Origin of the sequence: Neobacillus bataviensis LMG 21833, assembly GCF_000307875.1 — a bacterium.
In the GTDB taxonomy this organism is placed as follows: Bacteria; Bacillota; Bacilli; order Bacillales; family Cytobacillaceae; genus Neobacillus; species Neobacillus bataviensis.
This window is the reverse complement of the sequence record NZ_AJLS01000124.1, coordinates 20,894-37,244: the sequence shown is the minus strand read 5'-3', so window position 1 is coordinate 37,244 and position 16,351 is coordinate 20,894. Positions and strand designations below refer to the sequence as shown.

Below are 16,351 nucleotides of genomic sequence, written 5' to 3'. Positions count from 1 at the left end.
GTTATTCCGCCTCCGTTAATTTCTTAGCTGTTTCAAAAAATATTTGTACGGCATTTGCGATATGCTTGGAATCTGACCATTCCTCCGGACAATGACTTAGGCCATCCTTACTTGGAATAAACAGCATTCCTACATTCGTAAAATCGGAAAAGACCATCGCATCATGGCCAGCCCCGCTGTTTATTGAACAAAACGGCTTTTCCAATTTGCTGCTCGTTTGTTTAAATAAAGCTACAATTTCCTGGTTCATGGCTTTTGGCTGCATATATAACTGCTGTTCAGCCGAAATCTTCATACCATCAGTACTATATGATTCTATTAAATCATTCATTTTTCTAATGACATTCTGGATATGTTCTTCCTTCCCAGACCGTATATCAACTGTAAAAACGGTCTTCTTCGGGATGACATTGGCGCCGTTCGGAAAAACGTTCAGCTGTCCCGTTGTCATTACCGTTCCTTCCCCTTCTTCAATTGCAAGATCAGGAAATTGCGCAATCATCTTAGCAGCGGCAACAAGTGCATCCGACCGGCGATCCATCGGTGTGGTACCTGCATGTCCTGCCTGCCCTTCAACGGTTATTTCAAATTGGGTCAGCCCGACAATGGCCTCAACTACGCCAATTGGAATATTTTTTTCCTCAAGAATCGGCCCCTGCTCGATATGCAGCTCCAGGAATGCCTTGATCGTTTTCGGATCCCTTTTTTTAGGAAGTGATGGATCCAGTCCGATTTTCACCATCGCTTCTTCTGTAGTGATCCCATCTTTATCTTTTAACTTTTTAAAATCTTCCTCACCCAAAAGCCCGGTAATGCCTCTTGAACCCATCAACCCGCCGCCGAATCGTGCTCCCTCTTCTTCAATTAAGGCAATCACCTCTAGCGGGAATTTGGGTTTGATTTGATTTTCGGCAAAAAGAGCGGCTACTTCCAGCCCTGCCACAACTCCTGCAGGGCCGTCATAAGATCCTCCATTTGGGACAGAGTCAAAATGGGAACCGATTAGAACGCTCGGCGCATCCCTCAGCATACCCTCCAGCTTTCCGAAGATATTGCCAAAACCATCTTCACGAACGGTTAATCCGTATTCCTTCATTTTTTCAATAATATAGTCCCGCGCCTGTCTGTCTTCTTTACTATAGGTCAGCCTCGTTGTCCCTTTTCCAGGCGTGGCTGTAAATTGACTTAATTTGTTTATATGTTCTTCAATTCGTTTTTGTAGGGTTTCCATTCAAATCGCCTCTTTAGTTACAAGAATTTCACAAAGATACCTGCTAGTATAACCGATACAATTGTAACAGTGATGAACCCGCCGACCAGCATTGGCGGCAGCATACGGCTTGTCAGCATTTCTTTTTCTTTCTCATCATTTGTTAATGATTTGATTACTTCGTTTGTGATGATGTAGTCAGCTGGAAATCCATATAAGGCCGTTAACGATACCGCGAATGCCATTTCTTTGCTTACCTTTAGGATTTTACCTGCGATAATGGAGAAAATATACATACCGATAACACCGATCACAATTATCCCCACAAGCGGATAAATAATTTCTAGCATCATGCTTGGTGTCGCTTGTTTTAACCCGTCAAACACAAATAGCATAAGACCCATTAAGGCAAAACCAAAAGCATTTGCTTTTTGAAGAACCTGCTTTTCCAGAAAACCAACGCTTTTTGCAATAATCCCAAACAATAAGCAGAGAACAAACGGGCTAACCGAGACAACAGGTGCCAATAGTGTTGAAATAAGATAGGCAAGAAACGCAACTATGGCCAGTCTAAAAAACTTAAAGTACTCCGTGTTATATTTTTCAGGCAGCTTTTTAAAAAGTTTAAGCTCATGCTGAGTTGATTCAACTGAAGCAGCTACTTCTGCAGCCGCTTCGGGATGGGCTTTTAATGCTATTTCACCCTGACGATACTGAGCAAGAAGTCTTTTCCCTTCTTTTTTCAACATGATTGAGGTAAGCGGGTATCCTGCAAACCCCTGCATAACGTAGATGACGATAGCAAACACGGATAGGGATGCGAGGCCAGCTTCCTTTGCTCCTTCCGACATGATTAATGCCGAAACTACACCACCAACCAAAGGTGGAATGGCGACAATGATTGTTTCAAAGCCGTAAATGAAGGTTCCAATCCCGAATAACAGGACAATAATCCCTAAAATCCCAGAAAGGGCAATGACAATAGTCTTCCATTGTTCTTTCAATTCCTTTAAAGACAGCAGTGTTCCCATATTTGTAATAAGTAAGTACATCAGCATGGTGGCTACAACCGGTGGTATACCTGCTACTGAAACAATTTCCTTTGGAAAGAATGTCCAATATCCGATCAGAAATAAAACGGCTGAGATAAAGATCGATGGCACCCAGGCTTTTGTTCGAATCGCCACCCAGTCTCCGATTAATAGTATAAGAACGACAATGACTAAAGCTAGCATTTGCGACATATAGTTTACCTTCTTTCTATGAGTATCTATTTTTCGTGTCACGAAGGATTAATTTATATTAAGATAATAATATAATTATATTTTTCTGTCAATTCAAATTATTAATATTTTTCTTGCAATCGTTTTCAAAAGGTTTATTATTTCCCAATATAGATTTTTATTATTTTAGAAAATTATTAATATTATTTTTAAAGGTAACGTTTAGTTTGGAGGGAGTGGTTAGAGAAAGGGGGACATTGATTCATTGAATGGAATAGATAAAAAGCAGGCTCATTCGGGTAATGAAACCCCGTTACATTTACCAAATTGTATTAAATTGCTCTCATTCGGGCAATGAAAACCGGTTACATTTACCAAATTGTTTTAAAGTAATCTCATTCAGTCAATGAAAACCGGTTACTTTTACCAAATTGTTTTAAAGTAATCTCATTCGGGCAATGAAAGCAGGATACATTTACCAAATTTAAATAAAGTTACCTCATTCGGGCAATGAAAACTGTAAAGGTCTATTAGTTTCCCTGCTTTAACTAATCTGTTGTCCCATATCATCGAGTATCTTTTCTAGAGAAATGACAACACCCTTGTCATCCTTATAACAAATATGTTTCGGATGGAAATGAACTGGCGAATCTAGACCTGCCGCTGCTGCAATACGAAATAATCCCTGTCTTAGGGTTACTAGATAATTGACGACACGATATTTTTTCTCATCAATGACGAGTGCCTTTTGCAAGTCAGGGTCAGTAGTGGCAACACCGACCGGACAAGCGTTGGAATGGCATTTTAATGTTTGAATACAGCCAACTGTAATCATGAAACCACGGGCAATGTTAACTAAATCTGCGCCCAACGCCAATGCAATAGCAATTCGGTCGGGGGTGAACAGTTTACCTGAAGCAATGATTTTAACGCGGTCACGTACACCATATTTTTTCAAAGTTAAATCTAAAATGGGGAGAGCTGATTTAATTGGCAGGCCTACACTATCAATTAACTCCTGATAGGATGCTCCTGTACCGCCTTCACCCCCATCCACAGTAATAAAGTCTGGACCTTTCCCGGACTCTTTCATATATTTTGCCAATTCTTCCGCACTATCATTGCTCCCAATCACAATCTTCATTCCAACTGGTTTTCCTGTGTGATTGCGAATTTTTTCAATAAAATCACACATCGTAGCAATATCACCATACAGTTTAAACCGATTTGGGCTGTCCACGGACTTGTAAGGTTCCACTTTCCGGATTTCCGCAATTTCCGGATTGACCTTTTCCGCGTCAATATGCCCACCGCGTGTTTTAGCACCTTGAGCCAATTTGAGCTCAAATGCTTTCACTTGTTGTATCTCGCTTTTCCTCTTCAGTTCATCCCAATCCACGTCACCATTATTGTCGCGGATTCCAAACAGCCCTGGACCAATCTGCATTATGATATCAACCCCGCCTTCTAAATGGTAAGGTGATAATCCGCCTTCTCCAGTGTTCATCCAGGTACCTTTAGCTAAAGCTAAACCTTTGGATAAAGCAGTGATTGCGTTTTTCCCCAACGCCCCGTAACTCATTGCTGACATACCAATCAGGCTTTTTAGAACGAAGGGATATTTGGTATTTGGACCAATAACCACTGTATCATCATCGTGCAATAAATTGGCAAGTGATTCCTCATCCTTCCACTTCTCTTCCCTGTCCGCAAACAGTGGATCTTTCAATAAAATATACTTTTTGGTAGTAACAGTGGTTTCCTGATCCATCTTAATTTCTTCGGTTAGTTTTGGAAACATATCATTTCGAACGAAAAACCCTTCTGCTTCAAAATCTCGTTTCGATCCAAATCCAACTACATCCCGCTTATATTTTGCACTCTTTACGATATGCTCATAATCATCTCTGGAAAACGGTTTTCCTTCCGTATCGCTATTAAACCAATATTGCCGCATTTCCGGACCGATTTTTTCAAAAAAATAGCGAACCCGGCCCAATGCAGGATAATTCCTTAAAATAGAATGCCTTTTTTGATTTCGGTCAAAAATAAGTAAATAAGCGATAAAAGCAATAATCGAAAAAAGCACAAGCACAAAAAGGACAAAAACAATAATGACAAATGTATCGGCAATATTCATTTCAAATGGCTCCTATGAAAGACTGGATTTTTTAATACTTTTTCCCTCGCTTGGAAATTTATTCAACAGAACATCCATCCATCTTTTTCAGAAAAAAAATAACGCTTGGATCTGCTGCATTCATCCAAGCGTTATTATGAAAATGTCTATTGTTATCCTAATGTCTCACCGTTAAATCCGAATAGTTCTTTCCCATACGAAGCAACGGAATCTTCATATAAAGAAGTTTTATGAGTACCGACAGAGATTAAATCTCTTAAGATCAATTCAATCGGACCGCCTTTATAGAGCGCTGCACCTCCAAGTGTCAGGAGAAGGCGTACAACGATATCTACACACGACTTGATAATTTTCGTCCGAATGGCAAAAAACTCTGCTGGGCCAGGTGTCCGCTCATTTTCATTTTCATAGTTTTCCAGCATTTGAATGTATTTCTCCATCAGAGCTTCAGCAGTACGAAACTCGGTTGTGGCTTCAGCAATTACCCTCTGGCTTCGCGGTGACTCGCTTTCCCTTGTGTTATCCATTAATCGTACCCGTTTTTCCGTGAGCTGCTTGAATTCAGCCAGTGCCCGTTCTGCCCCTCCGAGAGCAATATTGGCAAATCCAATATAGAATGCAGAGAAGAATGGTACATGATAAAAAGGGTATTCCGTATCGTAATCTTTTTCTGGCGGTCTTCTCGTTGAATCCATGACTTCTAACCGTAGAATCCGGTCAAGCGGGACATACACATTGTCCGCAATCACTTGATTGCTGCCTGTTCCTCTCAATCCAAACGTATCCCAGTTTTTCACAACCGTCACCTCAGAAATCGGAATGATCGGCATGCAAAACTCCGGCCGGTCGCTATCGGGATGCTCCATGACCACCCCTAAGCCGACCCAGTCACTAAACAGGACACCACTTGCAAAATTATAGGTTCCAGAAATCCGGAAGCCATCTCCATCTCTTTCTGCTTTTCCAACCGGTGCAAATACATCGCAGATTAGCCCGCCCTGATTCACTACTTCGTCCCTGCTTTTTGGAGGAAGATAGGAGGGCAGCGTATTGTGGAGCGGAAATAAATAGGTTAACCAGCCGGCAGAAACATTATAATAAGATACCGTACGGATAATCTTGGCGAACGTTTTTAAATCAATTTGGGGGCCACCGTATTTTTTCGGAAGCAGCAATCTTGTAATCTGTGTTTCTTTTAATAGGTCTACTACATTTTCTGAAATGGAGGCATTTTTCTCCGCTTCCTGTGCCTCAAGTTCAGCTAGCTTACCGACCTTTACTGCCCCATCTAACAGCTGCTGAATTTGTTCCATTTTTTCTACCGTATAATTAGACATCCTTACACTCCTTTATAAGTAAAATTCCTTACCTACTCCAGTTCATGAATACCGCCTTACATATCTCCTTCAAAAAAACGAACTAACATGTTAAAAAAACTTTCCCGTTTTTCGATTTGAATCCAATGACCACAGCCCTTGAAGAGATGCAGCTGGGCATTTGGAAGATGCTCCAGCATGGAGAGACTGCTTTCCTTTGCAACAAAGCGATCCTCTACCCCATGCAATAATAAAAATGGCTGCTCCATTCGTTTTAGTGCCGATGGAGGAATGATGTTTTCTCCCGGACCCATTGGAAACATATTGTTAAGGTACGATTTTCGAACCTCCGGACGCATGATCATTTCATAGCGCTCGCGTAGCACGGATTCTAACTCTCCGCCAAGGCTCTTTTCATCATAAACAAACCACTTTGTTAAATTTTCCAATGCTGCATGAGTGGGATTGCGATAAAATCCTATCATTCTGCCAATCTCCGGAGTTGGCGGGGCTTCACCGCCAGCACTACCCATCAACAGGACTTTTTCAAACCGTTCCGGTGCTGTCATCACCAGATTGAGTGAAACGTAACCCCCCATTGAATTTCCTACTAGCTTCGCTCTCTCAATTTTCAATTGATCCATTAACGCTAAAACTTGTTCCACTCGGCAATTGGTCCATTCCCAGAAACTCTTGGGCGGTTCATCAGGATGGTCTGTATTTCCAAAGCCATACATGTCAGGTGCGATGACATGATAGCGATCTGTTAATGCAGGAAGAATATTTCTCCAGTTTGTTTCCGAGGTAGCTCCAGGACCTGAACCATGAAGGAATATGATCGTTTCCGAATTAGATTCTCCGCCTTCACAATAAAAGGTCTGAAAATTTCCTGTAGTAATTTTCTTTGTTTCATACGAACCCATCTACTTAAAGCTCCTCTCTCTTTTAGGCTTCCGTGGTATCTTCATTGCCTGCAACTGCGTTTTCTCCCCAGAAGGTAAGCCCTAACTCCATATCCTTCGGTGTCCACTCGATTGGCTCCCAGTCTGGTTCAAATATTAAATAACCATTCGTAAAGATCTCAACTCGGTGGCCGCTTCCAGGATCCTTGACATAGATATACATCGCCTGAGAAATCCCATGCTTCCCAGGGCCAACAAATTTAATAGATTCTTCACTTAAAATATCGGCTGCACGCAATAAATCCTGGGCATTATCAAGCCAATATGCAAGATGATGAAGACGATTCGGACCAGCGTTTGTGGTATCCCCCATTACAGCCACATCGTGAACAAGTGGGGTGACACTCATCCATCCTGATACAACAGGGCCATTTGGTATTTTTATATATTCTCGCATTTTAAATCCTAGATTCTCTGACAGCCATGTGTGAATACCTCCGGGATCCATGTTGGTTGCAAGATTCACATGATCGATTCGGCGAGGGGAAACCCCTTTTCTCCATGACTTATAGGTTTGGTTTTTCAAAACAGATTTTAATCCTTCTGGTGCTTTGGGTTTTTCCATATCATAATAGATTTCAAATGGATGCTTGCTTGGCAGCTGGAAGCGAATGGCTCTTCCTTGCCCTGCTTCATGGCCCGCTTCTATCCACTTCACTTCAGTCCCTGCTTTTTCAAGCATCTCTGCAAATCCTTCTACATCCTCAGGACGTTTTGTACGCCAGCCAATATGATCCACATGGGAACGGTCGCCTGCAGTTAAGGAAAGAGTATGGTGTTCAAAGTCACCCCATGCTCGTAAATAATGTGTCCCCTCTTTTTCTTCCGATTCTTCTAATCCAAGGACATCCCGGAAAAACCAAAGCGATTTTTCTAGATTTGGTGTGATTAAAGCAATATGGCCTAACTTTGCAATTTCTGGTACTAACATCATTATTCGCTCTCCTTAGGTAAAAGATAGGTATTTCACAATTGTCATCGCTTACATTTAAATCTTGTCTTAATACTAATTAATTTCGAATTTTCAGAACAGGGCAATATTTATTTGACATTCTTTTAAACTTTAACTAATATTTGCCCTTGACAAACTACCCAGTCCATGGCTTTACCTAAAAAAGACCAGTTCAATGTTTGAACTGGTTTCAAAAGGTCTATTCTATCTCTAATTCTCCTAAAGCAATTAAGGATTTTACAATAGTCAGCAACTGATGATTTTGGTTTGGATCTCGAAGATCTTTTTCAACTAGAATTTCAATCTTTTCTAATCTATGCCTCAACCCGCTCATGGATAACGAAAGATCATGCGTGGTTAGTTTTAGGTTTCCTCCATTTAGTAGAAAATAATACAATGTTTTCAATAGCTCTAGATTTTTAGGATCTTTGAAATCATATAAAGGTCCAAGCGCCTTTTTAGCCAATTTATAGATCTTATCCTTATTTTTTGAATTGATCATGACACCCATAATTCCTAAAGAATCAAAAAATACTAGGTTCATTTTTTTATTTAATCTTAAGGCCATAACAGCCTCTTCATAGTAATCTTGTATTTCTTTAATCTCATCCCCTGCACTGCTGATTCCTAATTTGAATTCCATTTTAGGATAGTTTTTTTGTAAATCTAGATGAAATTCCTTTATCGAGTTATAGATCATGGAAGTAGTCATCGTTTCGGTTGAAATTAGGAGAACGATCGTATTTTCCCGCTGGCCTGCTAAAATATTTTGATTTTTTTTAGAAAAAAATCGAAAAGTCGCTTCGAGGATTTGTTCATGTAAACGAAATTCCTCTTCAAAGGAAATTTGTGACTTCTTATGGTCCATTACTGCAATAACATAGGGTCTTCCCAAATCCAAACCTGTATATTTTCCTCTGCTAAGGATTTCATTTTCAGGGAGATGACCATCTAAAAGCTGCTCCAGAAAATTACCCTTCATTCTCTCAAAGGATTCAAACCTTGTTTTTTCATTTAAGAGAATGAGTGAAGCTGCATTGGCAAACCGCTCGAGAAATAAATAATCTTCTTCCGATTTGCTCTTTTTCACACCATCATATATGAAGGCACAATATCCAATAACTTCTTTTTGCACAAGAATGGGGGCAATCAATCGTTCCTGAATGGTTGTTTTAATCGTTTTATTTCGAAAAGGTAATTGTTGTTTTTCTCTTCGGCTTAAAGTTGATACATGTTCATCAATATAAAAATGTTGGATATCTGCTGTTAATTCCTTGAACACTTCACTCGATACACCTGAATAACTGATGGTACGGAAATCAATATCATCAATCATAGTTGGCAGGTGAACTATTTTCTCCACAGTATTGGCAATAGATTGTAAATCCCCCCCGCTTGCTATTTCCTCTGTTAATCTTTTTTGAAAATCTGCAAGCCGTGTGATTAAATTTTTTTGTTCAAGTAATTGTTCATACGTATACTCAAGTTCCTTAACGATAGGAGTTTCATTAAAAATATCCCATTCGTCTCCGCCTTCATCTTCCCATTCTTTTTGTGTTCGTACAATCCAGCGGCACTCCTTATCCCCTTTTCCAATACATGAAACCTCTTTTACGATGACAGGCTTGCCACAAACCGTTGACATAAAGCCGCTGGAATAGCCAACAAGTGTATGACAAACTGGTGCAGCAGAAAGCCCTAGTTGTTTAATATGCTCCAACGCCTCATAGGAGTCAATCCAAATCCCTGAACCTTGGGTTGAGATCAGGTTTTGGTCTTCGTCTAACTCAGCATATCCTTCATATTCTGTACCAAGAAAATGCCCATTCTCCCCATGAAGGATTGGCCCATTTTTAATTAAATAGTCAATTGACTGATTGGTTTGCATAATTTCCTTTGCGTCGTTCACACCTAATTCCCAGCCAAAACGAATAAGAAACCCTTTTATTCGTTCAATTCCAATATTCTTAGCCAGCTGCTCACGGAGAATACCGAGCGCTGTGGAGGATGTTACAATTTTGCGGCCATAGACCGGTAAATTGTGGTTATAATTATGTTCAGAAAAACTGATTCTCATGTTATCGTCCCCTTCATTTTGGGATGATGATATCTTTACAAATATGTACCTGACTTTATTGTGTAGTTTTGTCCACAGGGTTCTTTTCTAGCAATTGGCATTGCAATCTACCAATGTAACTGCTTTCATTTTTAACTAAAAGGGCGAACAGTTACACTGTTCGCCATCATACGCAACTTAAGACTAAGCAAGAATTTTGCTTACTGCTGCCAAGTATCCTGCTGATTATCAAATCATAAATTAATAAGCTATTTACCTTATTTTACACAACATTTGTTATATTTGCATCTAATGAAGCAGAATTTTCGTACTTTTTCGGACGAACCGCCAGCCACACTAAACCTCCGCAAACAAGCAGGATCAGTCCACATAACTGGAACGCGTAATGAAAACCTGCAGCCTGGTTGGCTGAGTGCCCAATCAGCCAGCCCGTTACATATGGACCAACGATACCGCCCAGTGAAGTGATGGCCATAAACCAGCCTTGAATTTTCCCTTGATGCTTATGAGAAACCAAATCCACCAGAATGGCCGGTCCCATAACTAAGGTAATACAGCCAAATGTTAATCCAAGTGATAATAAGGCAATTGCTAAAATATTGGAGCTGACGATTGTACCCAAGAAGTAGCTGACCGCTCCTGCTGCCATGACAGGGCCAAGGACAAAAATCCGTCCCTTTACCATGCTCTTTGTCTTTTTATAAATCCGATCCGAAACAGTTGAAAATGTAATCTGCGATAGAGTAATCATAATCCAAGGCAATGCGACAACAATACTTAAGGTTTCTGCACTCAATTTCCGGACATTTTCCAGATAGTTAGGCAGCCAGTTCAATCCAATCGTAAACGACCAATAAGTGGCAAACCCACATAAGGCAACGAAGATAAAGTTTTTCGAAAATAAAACAGAGGTGAATTTTGTTTCATTCTGAACCACTGATCCTTGAGAATTGCCTTTCGTCTCAGCAGATTCTCCTTGTGTAACTGCTTTCCCCTTAGCGGCGAAAATCCACACTATTGTCCAAATAAACCCGACTGCTCCGGTAGCAATAAACGCCGAACGCCAGCCATAATTCATAATAAGATGCATTAAAACAGGTGCTGAAATCGCAACACCAAGCGGTCCACCGACCGAAACCAGTGTTAACCCAATACCCAACTTTTCCTTTGGAAGATACTTTGAGGCTGCTGTCATCGCTAAAGCGTATGATGGACCTTCCCCGGCTCCTAAAATGATTCTTGTCACCAATAAAAAAGCAAAACTGCTGACAAAGACGGTTGAAACTTGAACAATCGACCATAACACAACCATACCGACAATTACTTTTTTCGTACCAATTTTATCGGCCAGACTTCCACCTAATACAGCCGCAAGTGAGTACAGTAGGAAGAAGACACTGCCAACTACACCCCATTGCTCTGGCGTTAATCCCAATTCCTTGATAATTGGAACCGAAGCGAACCCAATAATTGCCTTATCGGCATTACTAATAACGGTTAATAAAAATAATAAGAAAATGATAACCCACGCTTTTTTGGAAACTGCACCTTTCTTTTGCTCCATATGGAACCTCCTTAAATTTCTCCCATTTTCATATGAATAGAAATAATTGCTTTACAGGAAGACCTTTCCACTCCCCAATGGAAAGACCCCTGACCTATTACTTAAAGAAAAACTCCTTTTAATAAAAAATAGAGCACTATCTCATAGATTCAAATTTATGTATACTAATGAATCAATGCAGGTAGCGCTCTCAATGGTTGGTCTAAATTATTTTGCTCATTTCTGTAATATGGTTGCTTATTTTGATTCGCAAATAAACATGCCGTATTCGCAAATAAGCGTGCTAAATTTGCAAATAAGGTGTAATTATACACTAAAATGTAGTTCTTTAAGGCAACTTTCTCTAAAAAAAACGGCCTTTTATTTAGATGCTAATGCAGGATCTTCTTGATTAACTGCTTCTTTTCCACTATTAAGTAAGAAATCTATTAAAACGTTGTTAAATTCTTCTGGTTTTTCCCATTGCGGCCAGTGACCCGCATCTTTAATGACCACTAATTTGCTATTTGGAATCATATCTTGAATTGGTTTCGCTTCTTCGACCGTTGAAGTTGGATCATGGTCTGTCCAAGCTAACAATGTAGGAACGTTGATTTTTCCGCACCATGATGGATCCCAGCTGTATAGCTTTCTTATCTCGATGTCCTGAAGGCAAACGATATGATGTACGGCTTCTTGATAGGATGGCTGTGTATAAATTTTATAACGAGTTTCAATTAATTCTTCTGTTACTTGGCTCTTATCATACATTAACCACTCAAGGCGTGTTTTCACATTTTCATAATTTGCTTCAAGTACAGCTTTTAAAGTAGAATCCTTCAATCTTTGCATCACTTCAGGCTTGTTGTTCACGTTTCCAGGAGTATTTAAAACCATGGCTTTTACATATTCTGGATGTTCAGCTGCAAACCAAGCGGCTACCCATCCGCCCAGGGATTCACCAGAAAGATAGACTTGCTTCAAATCTAAGGCTTGAATCACCCATAATAAATGGTCACTATAATAGTCAATACCGTACTGACGATCCGGTTTATCTGTAAAGCCATGCCCTACCATATCAATATTGATGACGCGAAAATGCTCACTTAAGCCCTTCATATTTCTCGCATAGGCCTCAATATGGCCGCCGGTGCCATGAAGCAGAATCAATGGTTCCCCTGTTCCCGCTTCTAGTACTCGCGTTTTAATCCCATTAGCGTCCAAATAATAGAGTTTATATTCTAAATCAGCTAAATCTGTCCAAATAGTCATCTAAATCTCTCCTTTTTCAAAAAAGTTTATTTACTTAATTCGTATTCCGATGATTGACCTGTCTTTTGCTCAACTGGCTGTGAGAACTGGACAATTGCCATTCCAGTTACCCATTCCGGAATCGGCTCATAGCAGGCGACACTTGCATCAAAATTTTTCAGGATCCCTAGCAGTACAAGCCAGTTATGAATTTCCTGACCGCCGTTTCCTAAATGTTCCTCGATATAAGCAGCACTCCAGTTTCTTAAGGTTGTAAAATCCTTTTCAGTCACCAGTCGTAAAAATTCCCGGTCAATCTGCTCATTCACTGGACCTGATTTAATTCTTGTTACATTCGTTTCCCGTAGCTTTAAATATTCATCAAGCTGGTCGATTTCCTGGCGGCCATTTTTTAAGACATTAATCAAGAATTGGTCTTCTGGCTTTTCACTTTCAATCTTTGGAATCGGCACCCAGTGCGATAACCCGCCAGAGGCAACAATCGCCACTTTAAGATCCTGATCCCATGACTCAATCGCCTTCCGGACGATTTCACCAAGCTGAAAACAGCGGTCCATTGTGGGCAGCGGCGGTGCAGACGTATTCACTGCAATTGGAACAACTGGTATTTTAAGATCAGGATTTAAAAAGTAAATCCCTTGTGTGTGACCGTGGTCAATCTTCATTTTCAACGTAAAGGCAAAATCAACATTATTTTCCAAGCTAGTATGAAGAATGTGTTTCGCTAGTTCTTGCTGTACAGGAACATTGTATTTTGGCAGCTGCCAGTCTCCCCAGCCTTCACATTCACCAATCCCAATCGTAAAGGACGGCATGTGGTCGTAGAAATAACTATTAAAATGGTCATCAGATATCAATACAATGACGTCAGCACCAACGTTCTCCAGCCATTTTTGCATTCCTGCCGCTGTTTGTAAGAAACGCTGCCCTTTTTCTCCCGCACCCGCTTCATTCGTCATGATCATCGGGCTGTGTGACATTGCCACACCTGCAATAATTTCAGCCATATTTCCCACTTCCTTTTTTTTAAAATAATAAGCTTAAGAGATTAATAATTTCTTTTTATTTGTTTCTTCTAAAATGCGGCTATGCCACACAATGGATACCCTGCCCTTCATGAAGGAAGGAATATCTTTCACACATAAAAGTGATAGGTCTTCCTTAACGAGTAATTCGGATTGGATGGAACTGCTTTCATTTTTGAGTGTAACGAAGTAGCGTCCTGGTGCAGGGAGAGTATAGAATGGCTGTGTCCTCAGTATAACGCCGTCCCACTCACATTTAATTTCATATAGCTGACCAAGAAAATCAGGCAGTTCCTCGACATTCCCTGTTAACAATCGTTCGCGGATACAAGTAGAGCTAACTTTCTCCCCGCGGCATTCTACTTTTGCTACTTTTGTCACCTCGATTAGGCCCTCGGAATCATCGCCTAGGCGATCGAGATGCCCCGCACCGCGGCAGCCATAGGAAAAATCAAAACCAGCAACTGCATGCACCACTCCGAATTCGACTAAGTAGTTGGTCACAAACTCTTCCGGTGACAATCCGGCAAACTCTTGGTTAAATTCAACGATATAAAAGGTATCGACGCCCATTTCCCGAAGCTTTGCCTCTTTTTCTTCAAGAGGCATTAAATAATGAATGTGAACTTTCCCTTTTGAGATAACAGTCTTCGGATGAGGAAAGAAACTCATAACAGATAACGATACCTGTTTTTCTTCTGCCTTTTGTAAGGCGGTTTTGATTACTCTACTATGACCGTGATGGAGACCATCGAAACAACCAAGTGCCATCACATTTGGCCTCGCCCTTTTCTGCCATTCTGCCAAATTACTCATGTTTAAGTGAATTGTTTCCATAAATGGTCTCCCTTCAAGTTTTTTAAATGGTCACGGGCTGTTGTTCAACTATTGAACGATACTTGCCACTGTAAAAAATTAATGGTTCTTTGTCTTCAAGGTGAATATCGGTTACTTTTCCAATAAACAAAGTGTGGTCGCCTTCAACATGCTCGGCCGATACCTCACATGCAATCTGTGTTACTGCACCAGTCAATACCGGCTTTCCATCAAGGCGGCCGAATTCGACTTCCTTATGCTCTTTCAATTGACCGGCGAAAATCATCGAAAGCTCCTGCTGGTCAGCTGCTAAAATATTTACAGTGAAAATGTTACTTTCTTTAATTTTATTCAAGATTTTTGCCTTTTCCCCGATTGAAATGACAACAAGTTTTGGATCGAGCGACACAGACATAAAAGCATTCGCTGTCATGCCGTGGACATCACCCTCTACTTCTGTTGCAATAACGGTAACACCTGTTGCAAATTTCCCCATTGCTTGACGAAATTGACGATCATCCATTAAAAAAAACCTCCTGTGATAAAAATTTCACTAAATAAAACTTTTAATCTTTTATTTACTCCAAACATCCCCCGCTGGAAGGATAGTTATCCCCTAACACCGCTTTCAAAACCAAACAAATCTTTACCATATGCAGCAACCGCATCTTCATATAATGAAGTTTTATGTGTAGCGACGGAGATGATATCCCGTAAGAACAATTCCATTGGACCGCCTTTATACAGAGCGCCGCCACCTAAAGTCAATAATGCTCTGACAGCGATATCCACGCAAATCTTAATAGCTTTCGTCCGAATCGCGAAGAATTCAGAAGGCTGTGTTTTACAGCCATCCTTTTCATAGTTTTCTAGCAAGTCAATATATTTATCCAATAAGCTTTCAGCAACGTGAAAGTCGGTTGTCATTTCCGCTAATACCCGCTGGCTCCTTGGTGACTCACTTTCCCTTACACCATCCATTAAACGTACGCGTTTTTCGGTAAGAACTTTGAATTCTTGAAGAATCCGTTCTGCCCCGCCAAGTGCCATGTACCCAAATCCAAGATAGAAAGAAGGAAAGAATGGAACATGATAGAATGGATAATCAGTATCATATTCTTCTAAAGGCGGTCTTCTTGTAAGCTCGGCTTGATCTAACCGTAAAATACGCTCCATCGGAACATATACATCATTGGCAATAATCTGATTGCTTCCCGAACCTCTTAACCCAAAGGTATCCCAATTGTGGATGACTTCCACTTCAGAAACGTTTATCATCGGCAGGCAATACACAGGTTTTTCACTTTCAGGGAACTGAATCATCACCCCGACACCAACCCAGTCACTATAGTTGACACCGCTGACAAAGCTCCACTTTCCGCTGATACGATATCCATCGCCATCTCGTTCTGCTTTACCTAATGCTGCAAAGATATCGCAAATTAATCCGCCCTGGTTGATGACTTCGTCTGCACCCTTTTCAGGAAGAAAGGCCGGGAGCATATTGTGAAGTGGATATAGATAGCTCAGCCATGCTGCTGAAATATTATAATTGGCTACCTTGCGGACAACCTTCGCAAACGTTTTCAAATCTGCCTGCGGACCACCATATTTTTTTGGAAGCATCATCCGTGCGATTTTTGTTTCCTTAATAAGATCGACTACATTTTGTGAGATTGTGGCGTTTTTCTCTGCTTCCGCTGCCTCCTGCTCGGCTAATTTTCCGATTCGCTCCGCCCCGGCTAATAATTCCTCAACTGTTACACTTTTTTCTCCTACTGCATAATTTTCCATGTTAACACCCCTAACGTTTTT

13 protein-coding genes are annotated in these 16,351 nt (G+C 40.6%); all 13 read right to left on the bottom strand.

The genetic code is table 11. From position 1 onward, the window contains the following. Position 1: 1 nt before the first annotated feature. Positions 2 to 1,231 (bottom strand): Zn-dependent hydrolase, encoded by a 1,230-nt coding sequence (locus tag BABA_RS17680; RefSeq protein ID WP_007086591.1) that lies wholly within the window; start codon positions 1,229 to 1,231, stop codon positions 2 to 4. Positions 1,232 to 1,248: 17 nt separating this feature from the next. Then, positions 1,249 to 2,454 carry a hypothetical protein gene (locus BABA_RS17675; RefSeq protein WP_007086590.1) on the bottom strand — a complete coding sequence of 402 codons (1,206 nt, stop codon included), beginning with the start codon at positions 2,452 to 2,454 and terminating at the stop codon, positions 1,249 to 1,251. Between the two features lie 523 nt (positions 2,455 to 2,977). After that, entirely contained in the window at positions 2,978 to 4,573 is a 1,596-nt protein-coding gene (locus BABA_RS17670) for an FMN-binding glutamate synthase family protein (protein ID WP_007086589.1), read from the bottom strand. Positions 4,574 to 4,725: 152 nt separating this feature from the next. Beyond that, entirely contained in the window at positions 4,726 to 5,910 is a 1,185-nt protein-coding gene (locus tag BABA_RS17665) for an acyl-CoA dehydrogenase family protein (protein WP_007086588.1), read from the bottom strand. A 56-nt stretch (positions 5,911 to 5,966) separates the two neighbouring features. After that, a complete protein-coding gene (locus BABA_RS17660) occupies positions 5,967 to 6,812 on the bottom strand; it encodes an alpha/beta fold hydrolase (protein ID WP_007086587.1) in 846 nt (281 codons plus the stop codon). 22 nt (positions 6,813 to 6,834) lie between these two features. Further along, positions 6,835 to 7,782, bottom strand: coding sequence for a VOC family protein (locus tag BABA_RS17655; protein WP_040346830.1), 948 nt, complete (start codon positions 7,780 to 7,782; stop codon positions 6,835 to 6,837). A gap of 220 nt (positions 7,783 to 8,002) precedes the next feature. Continuing rightward, positions 8,003 to 9,880 carry a XylR N-terminal domain-containing protein gene (locus BABA_RS17650; protein WP_007086585.1) on the bottom strand — a complete coding sequence of 626 codons (1,878 nt, stop codon included), beginning with the start codon at positions 9,878 to 9,880 and terminating at the stop codon, positions 8,003 to 8,005. A 262-nt stretch (positions 9,881 to 10,142) separates the two neighbouring features. Further along, positions 10,143 to 11,444 (bottom strand): MFS transporter, encoded by a 1,302-nt coding sequence (locus BABA_RS17645; protein WP_007086584.1) that lies wholly within the window; start codon positions 11,442 to 11,444, stop codon positions 10,143 to 10,145. A gap of 360 nt (positions 11,445 to 11,804) precedes the next feature. Further along, the gene (locus tag BABA_RS17640) at positions 11,805 to 12,695 is read right to left on the bottom strand and encodes an alpha/beta fold hydrolase (RefSeq protein ID WP_007086583.1); all 891 of its coding nucleotides are present in this window, start codon (positions 12,693 to 12,695) and stop codon (positions 11,805 to 11,807) included. A gap of 26 nt (positions 12,696 to 12,721) precedes the next feature. Next, positions 12,722 to 13,702 carry a DODA-type extradiol aromatic ring-opening family dioxygenase gene (locus BABA_RS17635; protein ID WP_007086582.1) on the bottom strand — a complete coding sequence of 327 codons (981 nt, stop codon included), beginning with the start codon at positions 13,700 to 13,702 and terminating at the stop codon, positions 12,722 to 12,724. A 33-nt stretch (positions 13,703 to 13,735) separates the two neighbouring features. After that, a complete protein-coding gene (locus BABA_RS17630; RefSeq protein WP_007086581.1) occupies positions 13,736 to 14,557 on the bottom strand; it encodes an FAD synthetase family protein in 822 nt (273 codons plus the stop codon). Positions 14,558 to 14,579: 22 nt separating this feature from the next. Beyond that, entirely contained in the window at positions 14,580 to 15,059 is a 480-nt protein-coding gene (locus BABA_RS17625) for a flavin reductase family protein (RefSeq protein ID WP_007086580.1), read from the bottom strand. An 86-nt stretch (positions 15,060 to 15,145) separates the two neighbouring features. After that, positions 15,146 to 16,330 (bottom strand): acyl-CoA dehydrogenase family protein, encoded by a 1,185-nt coding sequence (locus tag BABA_RS17620; RefSeq protein ID WP_007086579.1) that lies wholly within the window; start codon positions 16,328 to 16,330, stop codon positions 15,146 to 15,148. Positions 16,331 to 16,351: the final 21 nt, after the last annotated feature.

What these genes read in the sequence shown, in the direction of transcription:
- BABA_RS17655 (WP_040346830.1), bottom strand. Translation starts at nt 7,782, where the DNA reads ATGTTAGTACCAGAAATTGCAAAGTTAGGCCATATTGCTTTAATCACA.
- BABA_RS17680 (WP_007086591.1), bottom strand. Translation starts at nt 1,231, where the DNA reads ATGGAAACCCTACAAAAACGAATTGAAGAACATATAAACAAATTAAGT.
- BABA_RS17665 (WP_007086588.1), bottom strand. Translation starts at nt 5,910, where the DNA reads ATGTCTAATTATACGGTAGAAAAAATGGAACAAATTCAGCAGCTGTTA.
- BABA_RS17635 (WP_007086582.1), bottom strand. Translation starts at nt 13,702, where the DNA reads ATGGCTGAAATTATTGCAGGTGTGGCAATGTCACACAGCCCGATGATC.
- BABA_RS17640 (WP_007086583.1), bottom strand. Translation starts at nt 12,695, where the DNA reads ATGACTATTTGGACAGATTTAGCTGATTTAGAATATAAACTCTATTAT.
- BABA_RS17650 (WP_007086585.1), bottom strand. Translation starts at nt 9,880, where the DNA reads ATGAGAATCAGTTTTTCTGAACATAATTATAACCACAATTTACCGGTC.
- BABA_RS17630 (WP_007086581.1), bottom strand. Translation starts at nt 14,557, where the DNA reads ATGGAAACAATTCACTTAAACATGAGTAATTTGGCAGAATGGCAGAAA.
- BABA_RS17645 (WP_007086584.1), bottom strand. Translation starts at nt 11,444, where the DNA reads ATGGAGCAAAAGAAAGGTGCAGTTTCCAAAAAAGCGTGGGTTATCATT.
- BABA_RS17675 (WP_007086590.1), bottom strand. Translation starts at nt 2,454, where the DNA reads ATGTCGCAAATGCTAGCTTTAGTCATTGTCGTTCTTATACTATTAATC.
- BABA_RS17670 (WP_007086589.1), bottom strand. Translation starts at nt 4,573, where the DNA reads ATGAATATTGCCGATACATTTGTCATTATTGTTTTTGTCCTTTTTGTG.
- BABA_RS17620 (WP_007086579.1), bottom strand. Translation starts at nt 16,330, where the DNA reads ATGGAAAATTATGCAGTAGGAGAAAAAAGTGTAACAGTTGAGGAATTA.
- BABA_RS17625 (WP_007086580.1), bottom strand. Translation starts at nt 15,059, where the DNA reads ATGGATGATCGTCAATTTCGTCAAGCAATGGGGAAATTTGCAACAGGT.
- BABA_RS17660 (WP_007086587.1), bottom strand. Translation starts at nt 6,812, where the DNA reads ATGGGTTCGTATGAAACAAAGAAAATTACTACAGGAAATTTTCAGACC.